This window comes from Lachnospira multipara LB2003 (genome assembly GCF_000702205.1).
Classification (GTDB): Bacteria; Bacillota; Clostridia; order Lachnospirales; family Lachnospiraceae; genus Lachnospira; species Lachnospira multipara_A.
In genome coordinates, this window is record NZ_JNKW01000005.1 from 39,427 (window position 1) to 56,860 (window position 17,434).

Consider the following 17,434-nt stretch of genomic DNA (forward strand, 5'->3'; position numbering starts at 1 on the left):
TTACACCTCTATATTCATTATTTTTTGAGAAAGTCTAATAGATATCATGTAAAGCACAAGACATATGCTCATAATTACAACTCCCAAGGGATTTCCATATAAACACTCAAGATAACCTACTGATGTAACTTTCAAATAAATAACCATTACTAAGGGAATACATTCCATTACTCTTTGTTCCATCTTCTTTCCACTAATCATGGTATCTATTTCCGAAGCTATATACCATTTTTCTTGGATTTGACTACTTGTATTTTTAATAATCTGGATTAAATTTCCACCACTTCTTTTGGCGTATTTAAAGACTTCTGCAAAATATTTTATATCTTCTATATTAGACTTAATCGCAAATTCTTCTATAACGGTTTCGATATTTTCATTACTTCGAATTCGATTCCTAATATTATAAAACTCTCTTGTCATTTCATCGTCTTTGCCGTAATTTTTCTCTAAATCTATTGCTGCTTCTGTAAAAGCATTCTCTATTGAATAACCAACATCAAGGGCAAAAGATACTGCAAGCATTGCTTCCTTAAACTTTTCTGTAAATATCGACACTTTCTTTCGCTTCTTATCTTCTATCTCATTTTTTAGAAAAGCCAATAATAACGGACTTATAATAATAGCAATTAAGAAATTTCCATAAAAGCAATAGGCAACTGCTAATAAAAATCCTATTCCTTTAGCAAGCATTACAATGTCGATTTCATTCCAGTCTAATTCCAGCAATTTGAAATTTTTCTTTACATGAAACTTCCCTGTCTGTCCTTTTAAGATGCCCAATAATTTTCCCATGTTCATCTTCACCTTCTTCCACGAATTCAAATAAAGGATTTAACTTTATTTCTCCATTCTCATATCTAAGCACTTCTGTTATTTCAACAACTTTTCTTGATTTATCCCTCATTCTCTTTAAATGAACAATTAAATCAATTGCTGATCCAATCTGTTGCTTAATTGCTTCTAGAGGCATCTTAATTCCACTCATTAACACCATAGTTTCAAGTCTTGATAACATATCTTCTGATGAATTACTATGTCCTGTTGATAATGAACCATCATGTCCTGTATTCATACTTGTGAGCATATCAAGTGCTTCACCACCTCTACACTCACCAACCACGATTCTATCTGGTCTCATTCTAAGAGATGACTTAATCAAATCTCTTATTGTTATTTCATTTTTACCTTCCACATTGGCATTTCTAGATTCTAATCGAACTAAATTATCTACCCTTTGTAGCTGTAGTTCTGCAGAATCCTCAATTGTTATTACTCTTTCATCTTCTGGAATAAAATTAGATAGGGCATTTAGAAATGTTGTTTTTCCACTTCCTGTACCGCCACTTATGAAAATATTTAATCTGGCATTAACCGCCTTTTTTAAAAATAATGCTGCTTCCTTTGTTATGGAATTATAAGCAATTAGTTTTTCAATACTTAAGGGAGTTTTATAGAATTTACGAATTGTTATTGTTGGTCCATTTAGAGCAACTGGTGGTAATACAATATTTACTCTTGACCCATCCGCTAAACGTGTATCCACAATAGGAGAACTTTCATTTACAATTCTATTGGCCATAGCTGCTATTTTTTGAGCTATGTCTTCTAGTTTCATTTCATTTTCGAACTTTCCTTCATAACGTTTAAGCTGTCCGTTTTTTTCAATAAAAATATCATCAGGACCGTTTATCATTATTTCCGTTATTTGTTCATCATCAAGGAGCTCTTGTAAAAGATCAAGCTTTCTAATTGCATTAAACAATCGCATTTTTAAATTTTCTTTTACTTGTAATGGTAAGCGATGATTCATGGAATAGTCCATTATCTTCTGATCTATAATGGCAAATATGCTTTCTTCACTTGGCTCGGATGTCATATCTAGTTCATTATAAATTTCCCGTTTTATCTTAGAAAAAACTTCATCTATGTTACCTACCATCCGCCACCTCTTTTATTCTTGCGAATGTCCTACTATACTCAATTCTATTTAGTATATCCTCATTCATACAGTCTTCCGATAAATCCACAAGCACCTCTCTATAGTTATCAAGCAATGAATTCATCCCTGTTTCATTCATATATGTAACCATTGAAAGTTCCCTTGCCTTATCAAAATAGTTATGAACTTTTGGCATAAACAACTTATCGCATACCGCATATAAATTCCATGGTGATTTTACTCCATTTCCCATATCAATAACTATATAAGCATATCCAAGTTCTTTACCAAGTAATTGAAAAAAAAGAACCAAATCCTCCACGCCTATATAGGATATGTCTTCTGCACACATTACAGGAGAAATATAATCCAATCCTTTATCCTTATTAATACATTGTCCTATTTTTTCACAATATTGCATTTTGTTTTGTTTGAAATAATAGAGAGCATCTGAAAGACAATTCATTCGATTATCTGATAATATGCCTGATAAACCGGCAAACTCTTCAAGACTGACAAATAATGTTTGTCCTTTTTTAGAATAATACTTTGCTAGACCTAGGGATAATACTAAACGTTCACTGTTATTCATACCAACAACTCCCATGATCTTAGTTTCATTTAATCTTTTGTTTTTTATTTTGTTATTGGAAACCCTTTTAATTAATTCATTAGTTGGCTGATATTTACATTCATACAGCACGTCGGAATCTACCATGTTCATATCTTCACTATCTTCACAAAGAACCACAATTTTTTTGGCTGATTCCATATTGTTCTCACAATAGTATTCGTAAGTTTCCTCATTAATCATTAAAAGCTCAATTTTTACATCTTTCAAATAATCAATCAAATTATCCTTATCTGTAAATACCTGAGCATTATACGTGAAATCCTCTGAATCATTTAGTGTACTCATAAGTCTTTTTGCATAAGTTTCATCTGAATCATAAATAACACAATTATTATGTGACATTCAACACCTCATTTCTTTAGTTTAAAAAATAATCGAGATAATCAATCCCGTAAGAATTGCATAAGCAAAATGTATTCTATGTACCTTAAAGCCGAAATCTGAATTAACCACAACACTTTTCTTTAATGCTACTTCCACAGCACCAATAATTCCAGCAGCTATCATAGAAAACACAAAAACTTGTTTAATTTCACCTCCTAAAAGCAAACCAAGACTAAACAATAATTTTACATCTCCTGCTCCAATTCCACCTACTGTGTAAACTAAATATGTTATGAAAAAAACAGCCACAGCACAAACTATATTCTCAAATAAATTAATTGGACAATGTAAAAAGTGCTCTGTTAAAATCAAAACTAGACTTACACATACAGCTATTAAATTAAGTAAATTAGGAATCTTGTATGATGAATAATCAAAATAGACTGCGATTAACGCAAGAATTAAAGCAACTACAACATTTAGTATAATAATATCGACCTCCTAATGTTGTGGTCAAGAAATACTATACATTCTAAATTATTAGTTGTCAACTGTTAAAAAGACAAAATCATATTTTTATGATATAGTAGTATTATATTTTGTATTAATGGAGAAATTATGAAAAGAGAAAAATTATTCAAAGCATTATTAGCAACGGGTTTAGCATTACTTGTGCTTACATCTGGAATGCTAATACATTTACAAGCTAGTGGCGTTAATATTATAACTGGAGGCTTAAACGAAAAACGAAAAAATGAGATTAAGAGTCAAGGTAAGCAAGAAGTTCTTACAGCTATTCAAGACGAATACAATAATGGCTCATCTACAAATAATATGCTACGCAATATTTTTGATGGCTATATTGTTTATCAAGCAAATAGCAAATATAACTTCGCCAAAATCAACACCTCTCTTAATAAGTCTCTTATAAACAGCAATAATATTAAAGTTGATTCAAATAGCGGCTATATTAGCTATGAAGATTCAAATTATAAGTCTGTTGCAGGAGTTGACCTTTCTTTATATCAAGGTGATGTTGACTTTAGTAAGGTTAAAAATGCTGGTTTTGACTACTGTATGTTACGTGCCGGCTATAGAACTTATGGTGGTGGAATCGTTACAGCTGATAGTAAATTTGAAACATATGTATCTGACGCATTAAAGAATAATCTTGATGTTGGCGTTTACTTTTTTTCATCTGCAATTAACACAAATGAGGCTAAGGAAGAAGCTAATTTTGTATTAAATGCAATAAGACCTTATAACATTAAATATCCAATAGTCATTGATGTAGAAGATATCACCACAGGAACATCCAGACAAGCTAGTTTATCTCCAGATGAATTAACAGAAGTTGTTAAGACCTTCTGTGAAACTATCTCAAATGCTGGATATTCCGTAATGATTTACTCTAATTTAAAAGGTTTTGTCGCTAATCTAAATCTTGAAGAATTAGAAAAATACGATAAATGGTTTGCAAATTATAGCCAAACTCCTTACTATCCTTACAAATTTACCATGTGGCAATATAGCTCAACAGGCAAAGTCGATGGCATCAACGGAGATGTAGATTTAAATATCTATCTAAAAGAAAAATAATTAGTTATCTCTACTTAAAATGTCTCTTTTAAATTTTAAGATCATCTCTCTTGTTAAGGATGTATTGTCATCAGTAATATCTATATCCTTTGCGGCAACCCAGGTTCCTACTGAAAGTTCTTCTTCTTGTAACTTGATTGTGTCATCCCCATCAAGTTCACAATAGTAGCCTGAAAGTACGGAACCTGATAAGCCCCAAGGCTGACTCTTATAATAAGTGATATTCTTAACTTTAACGCCTACTTCTTCCATAACTTCACGCATAACGGTCTCTTCCATTGTCTCACCAATTTCAGTAAAACCAGCTACTAAGGCATAATTAGTATATGTTCTTCCTGCATATTTTGTTAGAAGTATCTTATCTTTGTTAGTTACAGCAATAATACATGCTGGAGAAATCTTTGGATAAATTGTATTTCCACATTTTGGGCACTTTAGCATTCTTTCTTTAGTGTCATGTTCTAATGTTGTTGCACATCTTCCGCAAAATCTATTATCACGATACCAACCATAAAGATGAAATCCTGTAATTAAGGCGTGTCCCATTGCCTTATTTTTTAATGTTCTAAAATTATAAACCCCAACAAATTCATAGCCCTCTATAGGTGAAACATATTCTTTATGCACTTTTGTGTCTGCCACTTCACCGAAAAAATCACCCTTTAAAGTTGCATCTTTTTTTATTGCAAGGAAAAATCTTTTCAAGTGTTTTACACTATCTAAATTATAAATATCACTGCTTTCATATAAGTTATCAACATTATCCACAATATTAACACCCTGTTTTTGTGGATAACCTGCCTTATATTCCACCATAGAGAAAAGATATATATATGTGATATCTGATGTGTTATCAACATTATCCACATCGTTGTTCTTAGTTATCCCCGAAAGAAATTCACCATATTGTGGAAATGTTAGGTCATCTTCTCCATTTTTCTTAGCTAAACATGTGGCACCTGCAAAGCAAAAAATAATATCATTTTCTTCTGGTTTTAAGTTTTTGTATTGATTATCTAAGTGTAAAGGAAATATATCTTGTATCATAAAACACCGCCATTCTAAAATATCCCCACCAATAACTGGCGGGGAATTAAATTCTATAAATAAACTAATTCTTCCTTAGGAGCTTCACATGGTGTAACTTCTGTACAGTAAACTACTGGGCCTTTTTTCTTATAAGCCATCTGGAATTCATTCTTTACAGTACCAGTCACCATTACCCATTGCTTATTATCTAATTCTTTAATCTTATCGTAGAAACTAATATAACCAATAAATGATGTATCATCAGCACAACATGTCATAACCTTACGACCTGGTACAAAGTTTCTGTCCTTGAAATATTTATTTTTTAAGACCTGACCTTTAAATCTAACTGTCTTTCCATTGTAGACTTCTGGACGTTCGTTAACATCCATATACCAAATGCCATAGTCATCATCTTCAATTTCAATAACATCAGCGTTAACATCATATGGTAACTGCTCAGATATAGCAACCTGCTCTCCCTTATCATCTTCAAAAACAATCTGAAGCGATGGATTAAGAGCCTTCACACTACGTCTAAAACTGCCTAAATCCATACCTGGCTTGCATCTGTTAAATACTACTAAATCCACAAGCTTTACTGTCTCTGCAATAATTGAACGCATATTAGCCCACTGTAACTGGAACTGTTCAGCGTTAATTAAAGTAATTGCCTGATATATTTCCCAACCATGTGGTTTTTCTGTTTCATAAATAAGCTGTGGAGCCCACATACCATTATATTCAACAAGTACGATCCATGGATTATACTCTTTATCTAATTCAACTAATTTTTCATATGTAAACTCTTCTTTTTCAAGTACAACCATATCAATTCCATTATCCTTAAGGAATTTCTCTGAGTACTCTTCTTCGCCTTCTTCTAACACAATTAAAAGTTTCTTCTGTGCTTCTTCAAACTGGCCCATTTCAACTGTATCAACGATAAAACTTGTTTTACCACTATCCAACTGACCATTAATTAAAAATATAGGAATCTGATATTGCTCTTCCTGTGCCATTTTATCCACCTTTCTAAAAAAGGTGCGACATAAAAATAAACATCGCACCTATTTCTAACACAAATTATATTGTCTGTTTAATTTGTAAAAAATTTACCTATCATCAAATTATAACTTAAATAATTCCTTTAATTTAGCTTCATTAAGCTTAGAACCAATTACGCAAATTCTACCTGTAAAGTCTGGCTGACCATCTCTAATTTCATATTCACCTGGTACTAAATCGAAGTTAAACCAGTTACCTTCATTAGACTGAACCATACCCTTTGTTCTAAGAATAATACCGTATTCTGTAGATTCAGATAATTCATCAAGAATTTCATCTAAATCAGCCTTGCTAAACTTGTTAGCTGTTTCAACACCCCAGCTCTCAAATACTTCATCTGCATGATGGTGGTGATGGTCATGATGATGTCCACATGAGCACTCTTCTCCATCGTGGTGGTGATGTTCATGATCATGTTCTTCATGCTCATGATCGTGGTCATGATGATGTCCGCATGAGCATTCTTCTCCATCGTGATGATGGTGTTCATGGTCGTGATCATGTTCTTCATGCTCATGATCGTGGTCATGGTCATGATGATGTCCACATGAGCATTCTTCTCCATCATGATGATGGTGTTCATGTTCATGTTCTTCATGAGCTTTTTCTGCTGCTTCTGCAAGCATCTGTAACTCAAGATTAGAAACATTTTCCATAGCACCAAGAATTGTATCACCTGAAATATCATCCCAAGTTGTTGTGATTATATGTGCTTTTTCATTTAATGTTCTAATTAATTCAATAGCCTTATTAAGCTTTTCTTCTGTAATATTCTGTGTTCTACTTAAGATAATTGTTCCAGCATGTTCAATCTGGTTATTAAAGAATTCACCAAAATTCTTCATATAAACCTTAACCTTAGAAGCATCTGCAACTGTAGAAGCACTGTTTAATGTGATTTCATTCTCAATATGAAGATCCTTAACAGCCTTAATAACATCAGATAATTTACCAACACCTGATGGTTCAATAATAATTCTATCTGGATGATATTTATCGACAACTTCCTTTAAAGATGTACCAAAATCACCAACTAATGAACAACAAATACAACCCGAATTCATTTCACGAATTTCAACGCCAGATTCCTTTAAAAAACCACCATCAATTCCTATTTCACCGAATTCATTCTCTATTAAAACTACCTGTTCCTTATTAAGATTGCTATCAGCAAGAAGCTTCTTAATTAAAGTTGTCTTACCAGCACCTAAGAAACCAGAAATTATATCTACCTTAGTCATTTTAAAAAACCTTCTTTCTACAAAATTAAATTGTGTGTAATTGATATTAGTACTTATTTAGCTTCCTTGTCAAGAATACAACTCTTATTTAAGAATTAATTTATAATTATTGCTAAACAAATCATTAATATCAGTTAGATATACTAAACTCATATTTTATTATACTATTCTTGTCAATCCCTTTTAAAACAAATGATTATATAGGCAAAACCTGTTTAGTTATTCTCCTCTGCTAAGTCTTAGTTCTTCCGCAAATTCACTTATTTTTCTAAGTCTGTGATTTACCCCTGACTTTCCAACGGGAGGTACTAACATTTCCCCTAATGCTTTAAGATTTGTATCTTGATTTTCTAGTCTTAATAGGGCAATTTCTCTTAAGTTAGGTTTGAGTTTATCAAGCCCAACTGTATCTCTAATATACTCAATATCATTAACCTGCTTAACTGCTGCCTCTATAGTTTTATTTAAATTGGCCGTTTCACAGTTAACCTTTCGATTAATGTCATTACTTATACCCTTATAAATCATTATATTAAAAAGTTCCATTTGAAGAACTACAGCGCCCATTAAATTCAACACATCTGTAATATTGTTGCCTTCTTTAATATACACGACAAAATTATTTTTTCTTTGTGTAATCTTAGCATCAAGATTAAAGAAGTTAAGAATCTCTGCTAATTCAAGAGCATCATCTTCAAAAGCACATACTATTTCATAATGATATGACTTATTAGGATCACTTATAGAGCCAGCTGCAAGAAATGCACCTCTTATAAAAGCCTTCTTACAACAGTCTTTCTGAATAATACGAGGATCTATAAACTGCTCATTTATAGATAGAAAAGTGTCATCACACCACTTTATTGTCTGTAGAATATTAGCAACCAACTGTTGCTTAATAATTCTAATAGTAACAAGCTTACTTCCCTTTAATTCATAGGATTTTTTTATATCAGATTCCTTAGCATCAAAAAGGCTTTTTAAAAGCAGCTCAAATTTTTCAATAACTATAGGGTTCTCTATTAAACTTTCAATGCCAATTAATCCTTCATCTGTCTCAACCACATGAGCTGTAAAAGCCATAAGTCCTGCGAACTCTGCAATTTGACAATGTCTTGCAGTGTCCATTTTATTCAATAATTCCTTTTTTACATCTAACGAAAAAGACATTTCTAACCTTTCCTCTTCGCATCTTTTTCTATATCACGATGCTCGATTTTACATCCATATTCTAGTTCCCATATAATCTTATAAATTTCATTAGCAAGAGTTACAGATCTATGCTTACCACCTGTACAACCAATGGCAATTACTAAATTGTTCTTACCTTCTTTAACATAATTTGGAAGTAAGAATTTAAGCATATCTTTCATCTTCTCTAAAAATTCTTTTGATTCAGGTGCCTTTAATACATAGTCCTGAATAGGCTTGTCATTACCTGTTAGGGGACGCAATTCCTGAATATAATATGGATTTGGAAGGAAACGCACATCAAAAACCAAATCGGCATCTGATGGTATTCCGTATTTAAAGCCAAAAGACAATACAGTAACAAAAAGATTATTAAACTTCTTATTATGAATAAAAATCTTCTCCATTTCAGCCTTAAACTCTCTAGTTAACATATTACTAGTATCTATAATTATGCTTGATCTTCTTCTAATAAAATCTAAGCGTCTACGCTCTTCTTTAATTCCATCTTCAATTCTATTATCCTTAGCAAGTGGATGAGTTCTTCTAGTTTCTTTGTATCTCTTAACTAGAACCTCATCATTAGCATCAAGATATAGAATGCTACAATTCACATTATTAAGCTGGTTAATTTCATCTAACACAGCATCTAATTCCTTGAAGCCATCACCACTACGAACGTCGACTCCAAGTGCAATATTTTCATAACCACCCTCACCCTTAGAAGCAATTGTAGCAAACTTCATAATAAGAGAAATTGGCATATTATCTACGCAATAAAATCCCTCATCCTCTAGTACATTCAAAGCTGTACTTTTTCCAGCTCCGGACATGCCGGTAACTATTATCATTCTCATATTTTGCTCCTTTCAGGTAAATACATTAAACTATTTTATGTATTTATTAGAACCCTACTTTAATAACCTCTAATTCCAAGTCTACACCATTTTTTTCTTTAACCACGGCTCTAACCTTGTCTGTTAATTCAATAACATCACTAGCTGTGGCATTTCCTACGTTAACAACAAAGCCAGCGTGCTTATCTGATACCATAGCACCACCAACCTGTAAGCCTTTAAGACCTGCCTCATCTATAAGTTTAGCTGCAATATAGCCCTCTGGACGCTTAAATGTGCTACCTGCGCTATGGAAATTAGTAGGCTGTTTTTCTCTTCTTTGAGTATTAAAATCATTAATCTTAGCCTTAATTTCTTCTGTTGTTGACTTACCAAGCTTAAATGTTGCATCTAATATGACATAGTCTTTATTAGCTAAAATACTTGTTCTATAGCCAAACTTAAGCTCTTCATTAGATAATGAAACAACTTCACCTTCTGGAGAAATTGCTGTTACACAAACTAAGCAATCCTTTAATTCTCCACCATAAGCGCCAGCGTTCATACGAACACCACCACCAATAGTTCCTGGAATACCTGTTGCAAATTCAAAACCTGTTGCTCCCATTCTAGCTAAATAATTTCCAACACTAGACATAAGCTCACCAGATGTAACTCTAATAGTGTAAACATCATCAGTGTTTTCCAATGTTTCCATACCCTTAAAGAACTTCAATGAAACGATTACACCATCAAATCCACTATCACTAACTAACAGATTACTACCATTACCCATTACAAAATAATTAGTTTTTGTTTCTCTTAAAAGTCTTATTATTTCAATTATTTCTTCTCTTGTACTTGGAAAAACCAATATATTACATGGTCCACCAATTCTAAATGTTGTATAGTTCTTTAAATATTCCTTCTGAAAAATTCTAGAATCACCAACTATACTCTTAAGTCTCTCGTAAATATCTATCATAAAATCTCCTATTATTTTCTTATTTGTAAAAAATACACATGAAAACAAGGAAAAGTTGCGGCCATTTCTAGCTACAACTTCCCCCCTAATTCATTCTAACTCATATAAAACAAATATTAATTAATCGTCGTCTTCTTCACCTTTCATAAGGTTCTCCTGAACACGTCTATATAACTCTACTGCTGCATTATATCCCATCTTTTTCTGTCTATGGTTAACAGCTGCTGCCTCTACAATAACAGCTAAATTTCTACCAGGTCTAATTGGAAGTGAATGACAAACCACCTTATTACCAAGGTATTCAGTATATTCTTCCTCTAAACCTAAGCGGTCATATTCCTTATCCTTATTCCAATCCTCAAGCTTAATAACCATATCGATTTCTTGAGTCTCTTTAACTGATTCAACACCAAAAAGAGTCTTAACATCAATAATACCAATACCTCTAAGCTCAATGAAATATTTAGTAACACCAGGAGCCGAACCTACTAATGTCTCATCAGAAACTTTTCTGATTTCAACAGCATCGTCAGTAACAAGTCTATGACCTCTCTTAATAAGTTCAAGAGCAGCTTCTGACTTACCAATACCTGATTCACCAGTTATTAAAACACCTTCACCATAAACATCTACTAAAACTCCATGAATAACAATACATGGAGCAAGCTGAACTTTTAACCATCTAATAACTTCAGCTGAAAAAGAAGATGTTGTATCATGGGAACTAAGAATAGGAATCCCTAGCTTATTGGCCATATCAATTACTTCCTGCTCTGGTCGTAATTCACGACAAAAGATCAAGCAAGGAATATTACTAGATAATAACTGAGAATATCTAGATAATCTCTCCTCTTTTGTTAAACTTTCAAGATATCTATATTCCACATTACCAATAATCTGTAATCTATCATTGTCAAAGGATTGGTAAAAACCTGTTAACTGAAGTGCAGGACGATTTATTTCCGGAACATGTACCCATATTCCAGACACGTCAATTTCTGGTGTTAAGTTAGCTAGCTGCATTTTATCTATGATTTTGGATAATCTCACCTTTTCTTTTCCGTTGGTAGTTCCACCCATTGTGAATCCTCCTTGCATTTTGTCAATAGTAATCCTTACTACTAATATCTATATCATTTATTTAAAGTTTATCACAGCTAATATGACTTTTCAACGACAGTATTAGCTAACTAATGGAAAAAGCTATAAATATTTTCAGCCAATTCCATAGTTATGCCATCTACCTCCATAAGTTCTGGTATAGACGCATTTCTAATTTTATCAATATCAAGAAACGCCTTCATTAAAGCCTTACGTTTAACTGGTCCTATTCCCTTGATGTCATCTAACACTGATTTAACCTCATACTTACCACGCAAACTTCTATGATAAGTAATAGCAAACCTATGGGCTTCATCCTGAACTCTTGTAATAAGTTTAAATCCTTCTGAATGCTTATTTATTGGAATCTCAACATTGTTATAATAAAGACCTCTTGTACTGTGGGTATCATCCTTTACCATACCAGCAACAGGAATATTAAGGCCTAGAGAATCAAGAACCTCTAGGGCAATATTTACCTGGCCACGACCACCATCCATCATAATAATATCTGGTAATTTAGAAAAGCCTCTAGAATCTTCACTACCTTCAAGTTCAGCAAGACCTCTGCTAAATCGTCTAGTTAACACCTCACGCATTGACTCATAATCATTAGGTCCCTTAACAGTTCTAATCTTAAACTTGCGATAATCGTTTTTCTTAGGCTTTCCATTTTCAAAAACAATCATTGAACCTACAGATTCAACACCACTTGTATTAGAAATATCATAAGCCTCCACTCTCTTAAGGTTTTTAAGGTGTAACCAAGACTCAATTTCCTTCATAGCTCCAATAGTTCTTTTTTCTTCAAGTTTAATCTTCTCTGTATCTTGATTAAGAACCATCTGTGCATTCTTATAAGCAAGTTCTACCATCTTCTCCTTATCACCTTTTTTAGGAGTAATAAGACTAACTTTCCTTTGTTTTAAACCACTAAGCCATTCAGTTATAATATCCAATTCATCAATTTCTTCCTGTAGCATAATAATATTAGGAATATACGGAGTTCCGCCATAATACTGCTTTATAAAATTAAGGATAATATCTGCTCTTGTATCTCCTGTAGCTACGCGCATATGAAAATGTTCTCTACCAAGAAGCTTACCATCTCTAATAAAGAAAATCTGCACAACCGCATCTTCGCCATTAGAAGCACATGCAATAACATCTCTATCAGTTGGATCATCCGCTGTAATCTTCTGCTTTTGAGCCACCTGTTTAACAGAATTAAGTAAATCTCTATACTTTGCAGCTTCTTCAAATTCTAGTTTTTCTGATGCATCTAACATTTTTTCATTTAGGGAATCAAGAATTTCTGCGTAATTTCCATTAAGGAAACTAATCACGCCCTCAATTCTTTCTCTATATTCCTCAGTATTTATATAGCCTTGGCAAGGCGCATCGCACTGCCCAATATGATAATTAAGACAAGGTCTTTCTTTACCAATATCAGCTGGCAATTTACGGTTACAGGTTCTTACCTTATAAAGCTTAGTTAAAAGCTCAATTGTGTCCTTAACCGCATAAGAAGACGTATAAGGGCCAAAATATTTTCCTGTTCCATGCTTCATAGTTCTTGAAAATAGCACTCTAGGATATGCCTCATTAACCGTAACCTTAATAAAAGGATAAGTCTTATCATCCTTAAGCATTGTATTGTATTTAGGTCTATGTTCCTTAATAAGATTATTCTCAAGCACAAGAGCTTCAAGTTCAGAGTCTGTAATAATATACTCAAAGTAAGCCACACGAGACACCATTTGAATAATCTTAGGTGAATGATTTCTGTGGCTTTGAAAATACTGTCTCACCCTATTTTTCAAGATTTTGGCCTTGCCTACATATATAATATTGTCAAATTTATCATGCATAATATATACTCCAGGCTTAGCTGGAAGTTTCTTTAATTCTTCTTCTAAATCAAACATAATTTAATCTTCCCATTACCAATGATATTTACAATTCTCTTTGCTAATTCGTTCTATTTATATTATATATTTGAAAAACATATTCATCAATTGGATACAATATAATTTTATCATTTATTAATTTCTATTCTAATTCTAACGCTTCGCATTACACTTTTCTGTTGATGTATATATATATATATATATATATTATAATCATATTAGTAGTATACGTGACAATTTAATAACTTTTATTTACGAAAGGGGAATTATATGCATTCTATTATTACAAACACAAAAAAGATTGTATCTCTTGCTTTGTGCCTTATTCTCTTAATAATAGGAACTAATTTCGGGATAACTAAAGCAGAAGATTCGCAGACAAATGATTCGCAGACAAATGATTCGCAGACAGATGATTCGCAGACAGGTGATTCGAAGAAAGGTTACGAACTAAGGGTTTCTTATGATGTTACTGACAATTCCATAAGTGAATCAAATTATTTTTCCTACACTACAGATGGATCTAGTTGGACAAGAATAACAGGTAACGGTCCTTATGAAAATGTATTAGCTATAAAACTAACTCTTGATCAAAACCACAGTCTTGCTACTCATACCAGCATAGGCAGTGTTGACAACAACCATACTTTTACCCCGCTAGATATGTCAAAAATAATGAATAATTTAACGGCTGATAATGGATTTACTCTTGCTGGCGATAATATCGATAGATTTGAAATCAATAATATTGGTTTTTTTAATAATTCATCATCTGGAGAAAATAATAATGATAATAACAATCAACAAGTAGACCATTCATTTAAGGGCACTATTTATCTTACATGGATTGCTAATAATAAATTTTATTATCACAAAATAAGCGGATTAATTACTAACGATCCAACAACTCTACAAACAAAATCAATTGCTGAAATGAAAGCCGATAATGATAATTCTGTATTATTTGAAATCGGAAACAGTTATGAATTTTGCTATGAAAGTTTTGGTGGCTTAATTGATACCAATGACACTACTGGAAATACTTATACAAATTCAGATTTTAACTCAGCAACAGCTAATCAAAAATTATCAATGTTAAGAGAGCTTGACTTAACAATAGATCCAACGGGTGCTGTAAGTACCTCAAACTCTATTTCGACTAATGGTGATAGAGCATTTAGATTGGCTATTTACACTGAAAATTGCAAGGCATTTACAATAAGTGGAAGTGGTAACTACACTATCAATGCCGAAGATCAAATTCTTACTAATTCAACGGTTGATTTAAGTGACTCAACGGTTAGCAATCCTGCTGAAGTTAATTCATTTATATTAAATGATACAGTAAATATCGTTGCAAATAACATTGGTAGCACAGCTACATCAATAGACTCGATTGAAGCTGTAAATGTAGCTAATTCTAATGCTATTACAATTAATAATACAACTAGGCAAGTAACTTTTAATTCTAATTTCTACAACAATGTTACATTTAAGATTACAGACACTAATAATAAAGCATACTACGTTAAGGTTAACAGATATGACATGTTAATATCAGATTCTTTAGTGCCTGATGATACTAATAATAGAATATATTCCAATGTTTATTATTCAAAGTCTCTTGTTGGCAACGTTGCTGTACAAGTAAGAATAGTTAAAAATGATGGATCTGTTGAAATTACTAATGCGACTTTATCATCAACAACACATCTTCCTAATGGTGATGTTGTAGAACAAAATTACGTAGATGGAAGTACTGGTCGTGAAACTATCACATCAGATATCCTTATGTCAACCTTCTATATTGACAAAACTAACGTTAAGGACGCCTACTTTACTGTAATAAATAAAACTAATAACACTATTCTTTCTGGCTCTGGTTACGGATTACACTATAGTGTTGCACAGAGAAAAACAATTTACTAGGGGAGGATACTAACATGAAAAAATATATACAACAACTTATCATTATCGCATGCCTAATTACATTATTAATTCAACCTTATAAGTTAAAAGCTGCTCCTAGTATTATTAATAAACCCGAAGTAACAGCAAATAATAGCACGCTAACAGTAAATGGAAACGCAACTGGGGCTCTCGCTGTTGCAGTTACAATTAACAATGCTAATGGAGACATTGTTGATTTTCAGACTGTGTCTACTGATTCAATTGGAGATTATGTTGCCATATTTACAATAACTACTTCTGGTACATACACTGCAACAACAAGTGATTACGACTCAAATACAATTTCAACACCAAGCGAAGCAATACAAATAACCGTTCCAAAAGCATCTTCAAGTGTACTCGAGCAAACAACTCAAGCAGAAACAACAAACGAAGAAACAACAAAAGATAATATAACTGAAACTGTAAGTCAAAGCATTTCAGATGAAGATAATTCCACATCTGAAAACGGCACTGGAGCAAGTACAGGCGATACAAATAGTTTTTTATTATACATTGTCCTTTTAGCACTATCCCTTAGTTTATGTGCCACTCCTCTAGTCCAAAAAGAAAAATAATCACATAACAATCAATTATAAATAAGGCTAATAGAATAACTACTTAATTGGGTTATTCTATTAGCCTTAAATTTTTTTGCTACTTACCCTATCAGTTGATATTTTAAAAATATTCTATTAAAATATAAGCAAAGATATGTGAATAATTAAATATAAAGGAGAATGCGTATGAAAAATGGCAAACTTATATTTAAACGTTTGGCTTGCTTTTTGTTGACTACTATATTTATTGTTTCCTTAAACAGCACTAAATATACGAAACCAATAAAAGCAGATAATGAAACACACACATTTAGTATTTCGCCAAGTTCAGCATCACGAATTTATGTACTCACTAAGAAAAAAGCCGGCGAAAGCTACACGATACCTAATAATAACTATAATCTTGATTTATCTAACACAAGTAAGACATCCCCAGCAGAAATAGCAGAATTCAAATATCATGAAACACTAGTAATAAAACCTGACACAAACAACACAGCACAAATAAATGATATAAAAGCACTAGATGTAAATGAAGGTGCCGTTACTATTACAGCGGAAAACGATAATAGCTATACATTAAAATTTAATTCTTTCTTTTACGACAACGTAGTATTTGAAATAACTGATTCAAACGCCAAGAAATTTTATTTAAAAATAAATCGCTTTATAAGCATATTTTCTACAAACTATGACAATATTAATGATCCAACACCTGAAGTAAAAAAAGTTTACGCTAACACTTATGTTAAATACACTGAAGAAGTAGGTTCAGAAGTAATTAGGATTAAGACTGTTGTTAAAAAAGTTTATAAAGATGGCAGCTATGAATATTGCAATGCCAATCAAGAAACCGTTGATGGAACTGCATTAGCAATATATGATGATAATAATCACTATAAATTGTGTCAATTCTCAGTTGAAGTCGATTCTAATGTTAAAGAATTGTATTTCTTAATATCAAGACCGCAGTGGTCAGATAGGACTAGAGGTATGATAACTGGATCTGGCATGGGTGTTAAATATAACATAGCTACTAAAAAAACAACATATTAATTAGGAGT

General features: G+C 32.4%; 16 protein-coding genes. 4 read left to right on the plus strand and 12 right to left on the minus strand.

The genetic code is table 11. From position 1 onward, the window contains the following. Genes T537_RS0104115 through T537_RS0104130 form a run of 4 tightly spaced genes read right to left on the minus strand, consistent with a single transcriptional unit; the run spans position 1 to position 3,392 of the window. Positions 1-795, minus strand: coding sequence for a type II secretion system F family protein (locus tag T537_RS0104115; RefSeq protein WP_197017989.1), 795 nt, complete (start codon positions 793-795; stop codon positions 1-3). Then, positions 707-1,942, minus strand: a complete 1,236-nt coding sequence (locus T537_RS0104120; RefSeq protein ID WP_031556470.1) for a TadA family conjugal transfer-associated ATPase — start codon at positions 1,940-1,942, stop codon at positions 707-709. Before T537_RS0104120 ends, T537_RS0104115 begins: the two co-directional genes overlap by 89 nt. Then, a complete protein-coding gene (locus T537_RS0104125; RefSeq protein WP_031556473.1) occupies positions 1,932-2,918 on the minus strand; it encodes a P-loop NTPase family protein in 987 nt (328 codons plus the stop codon). Before T537_RS0104125 ends, T537_RS0104120 begins: the two co-directional genes overlap by 11 nt. 21 nt (positions 2,919-2,939) lie before the next feature. Beyond that, positions 2,940-3,392, minus strand: a complete 453-nt coding sequence (locus T537_RS0104130; RefSeq protein WP_081823252.1) for a prepilin peptidase — start codon at positions 3,390-3,392, stop codon at positions 2,940-2,942. A 126-nt stretch (positions 3,393-3,518) separates the two neighbouring features. Between T537_RS0104130 and T537_RS0104135 the strand changes: the two genes are divergently transcribed. Then, positions 3,519-4,499, plus strand: coding sequence for a glycoside hydrolase family 25 protein (locus T537_RS0104135; RefSeq protein WP_051637158.1), 981 nt, complete (start codon positions 3,519-3,521; stop codon positions 4,497-4,499). On the opposite strand, the gene nudC is transcribed toward T537_RS0104135, so the two are convergent. The 8 genes from nudC to uvrC all read right to left on the minus strand — a co-directional run bounded on the left by nudC (position 4,500) and on the right by uvrC (position 13,878). Then, positions 4,500-5,546: an NAD(+) diphosphatase gene (gene nudC, locus T537_RS11960; protein ID WP_034244246.1), complete on the minus strand. Its 1,047-nt coding sequence runs from the start codon at positions 5,544-5,546 to the stop codon at positions 4,500-4,502. 53 nt (positions 5,547-5,599) lie between these two features. Beyond that, complete coding sequence (locus tag T537_RS0104145) at positions 5,600-6,550, minus strand: TIGR03943 family putative permease subunit (protein WP_031556478.1); 951 nt, start codon at positions 6,548-6,550, stop codon at positions 5,600-5,602. A gap of 108 nt (positions 6,551-6,658) precedes the next feature. Beyond that, positions 6,659-7,837: a GTP-binding protein gene (locus T537_RS0104150; protein ID WP_031556479.1), complete on the minus strand. Its 1,179-nt coding sequence runs from the start codon at positions 7,835-7,837 to the stop codon at positions 6,659-6,661. A 219-nt stretch (positions 7,838-8,056) separates the two neighbouring features. Further along, positions 8,057-9,007, minus strand: a complete 951-nt coding sequence (whiA, locus tag T537_RS0104155) for a DNA-binding protein WhiA (protein ID WP_031556481.1) — start codon at positions 9,005-9,007, stop codon at positions 8,057-8,059. Positions 9,008-9,009: 2 nt separating this feature from the next. Beyond that, on the minus strand, positions 9,010-9,885 hold the full coding sequence (rapZ, locus tag T537_RS0104160) for an RNase adapter RapZ (RefSeq protein WP_027437988.1): 876 nt from the start codon (positions 9,883-9,885) through the stop codon (positions 9,010-9,012). Between the two features lie 46 nt (positions 9,886-9,931). Further along, complete coding sequence (gene murB, locus T537_RS0104165; protein WP_031556483.1) at positions 9,932-10,849, minus strand: UDP-N-acetylmuramate dehydrogenase; 918 nt, start codon at positions 10,847-10,849, stop codon at positions 9,932-9,934. 120 nt (positions 10,850-10,969) lie between these two features. Then, positions 10,970-11,929, minus strand: a complete 960-nt coding sequence (hprK, locus tag T537_RS0104170) for an HPr(Ser) kinase/phosphatase (RefSeq protein WP_031556484.1) — start codon at positions 11,927-11,929, stop codon at positions 10,970-10,972. Between the two features lie 110 nt (positions 11,930-12,039). Continuing rightward, on the minus strand, positions 12,040-13,878 hold the full coding sequence (uvrC, locus tag T537_RS0104175) for an excinuclease ABC subunit UvrC (protein WP_031556486.1): 1,839 nt from the start codon (positions 13,876-13,878) through the stop codon (positions 12,040-12,042). Positions 13,879-14,130: 252 nt separating this feature from the next. Here uvrC and T537_RS0104180 point away from each other — a divergent pair, with 252 nt between their 5' ends. From T537_RS0104180 to T537_RS0104190, 3 genes are all read left to right on the plus strand, one after another. Continuing rightward, positions 14,131-15,789: a hypothetical protein gene (locus T537_RS0104180; RefSeq protein ID WP_031556487.1), complete on the plus strand. Its 1,659-nt coding sequence runs from the start codon at positions 14,131-14,133 to the stop codon at positions 15,787-15,789. A gap of 14 nt (positions 15,790-15,803) precedes the next feature. Further along, the gene (locus tag T537_RS0104185; protein WP_031556488.1) at positions 15,804-16,388 is read left to right on the plus strand and encodes a hypothetical protein; all 585 of its coding nucleotides are present in this window, start codon (positions 15,804-15,806) and stop codon (positions 16,386-16,388) included. Positions 16,389-16,556: 168 nt separating this feature from the next. Continuing rightward, positions 16,557-17,426 (plus strand): hypothetical protein, encoded by an 870-nt coding sequence (locus T537_RS0104190; protein WP_031556490.1) that lies wholly within the window; start codon positions 16,557-16,559, stop codon positions 17,424-17,426. Positions 17,427-17,434 lie beyond the last annotated feature (8 nt).

Coding starts and splice junctions, on each gene's coding strand:
- T537_RS0104115 (WP_197017989.1), bottom strand. CDS start 795: ATGGGAAAATTATTGGGCATCTTAAAAGGACAGACAGGGAAGTTTCAT.
- T537_RS0104120 (WP_031556470.1), bottom strand. CDS start 1,942: ATGGTAGGTAACATAGATGAAGTTTTTTCTAAGATAAAACGGGAAATT.
- T537_RS0104125 (WP_031556473.1), bottom strand. CDS start 2,918: ATGTCACATAATAATTGTGTTATTTATGATTCAGATGAAACTTATGCA.
- T537_RS0104135 (WP_051637158.1), top strand. CDS start 3,519: ATGAAAAGAGAAAAATTATTCAAAGCATTATTAGCAACGGGTTTAGCA.
- nudC (WP_034244246.1), bottom strand. CDS start 5,546: ATGATACAAGATATATTTCCTTTACACTTAGATAATCAATACAAAAAC.
- T537_RS0104145 (WP_031556478.1), bottom strand. CDS start 6,550: ATGGCACAGGAAGAGCAATATCAGATTCCTATATTTTTAATTAATGGT.
- T537_RS0104150 (WP_031556479.1), bottom strand. CDS start 7,837: ATGACTAAGGTAGATATAATTTCTGGTTTCTTAGGTGCTGGTAAGACA.
- whiA (WP_031556481.1), bottom strand. CDS start 9,007: ATGTCTTTTTCGTTAGATGTAAAAAAGGAATTATTGAATAAAATGGAC.
- rapZ (WP_027437988.1), bottom strand. CDS start 9,885: ATGAGAATGATAATAGTTACCGGCATGTCCGGAGCTGGAAAAAGTACA.
- murB (WP_031556483.1), bottom strand. CDS start 10,849: ATGATAGATATTTACGAGAGACTTAAGAGTATAGTTGGTGATTCTAGA.
- hprK (WP_031556484.1), bottom strand. CDS start 11,929: ATGGGTGGAACTACCAACGGAAAAGAAAAGGTGAGATTATCCAAAATC.
- uvrC (WP_031556486.1), bottom strand. CDS start 13,878: ATGTTTGATTTAGAAGAAGAATTAAAGAAACTTCCAGCTAAGCCTGGA.
- T537_RS0104180 (WP_031556487.1), top strand. CDS start 14,131: ATGCATTCTATTATTACAAACACAAAAAAGATTGTATCTCTTGCTTTG.
- T537_RS0104185 (WP_031556488.1), top strand. CDS start 15,804: ATGAAAAAATATATACAACAACTTATCATTATCGCATGCCTAATTACA.
- T537_RS0104190 (WP_031556490.1), top strand. CDS start 16,557: ATGAAAAATGGCAAACTTATATTTAAACGTTTGGCTTGCTTTTTGTTG.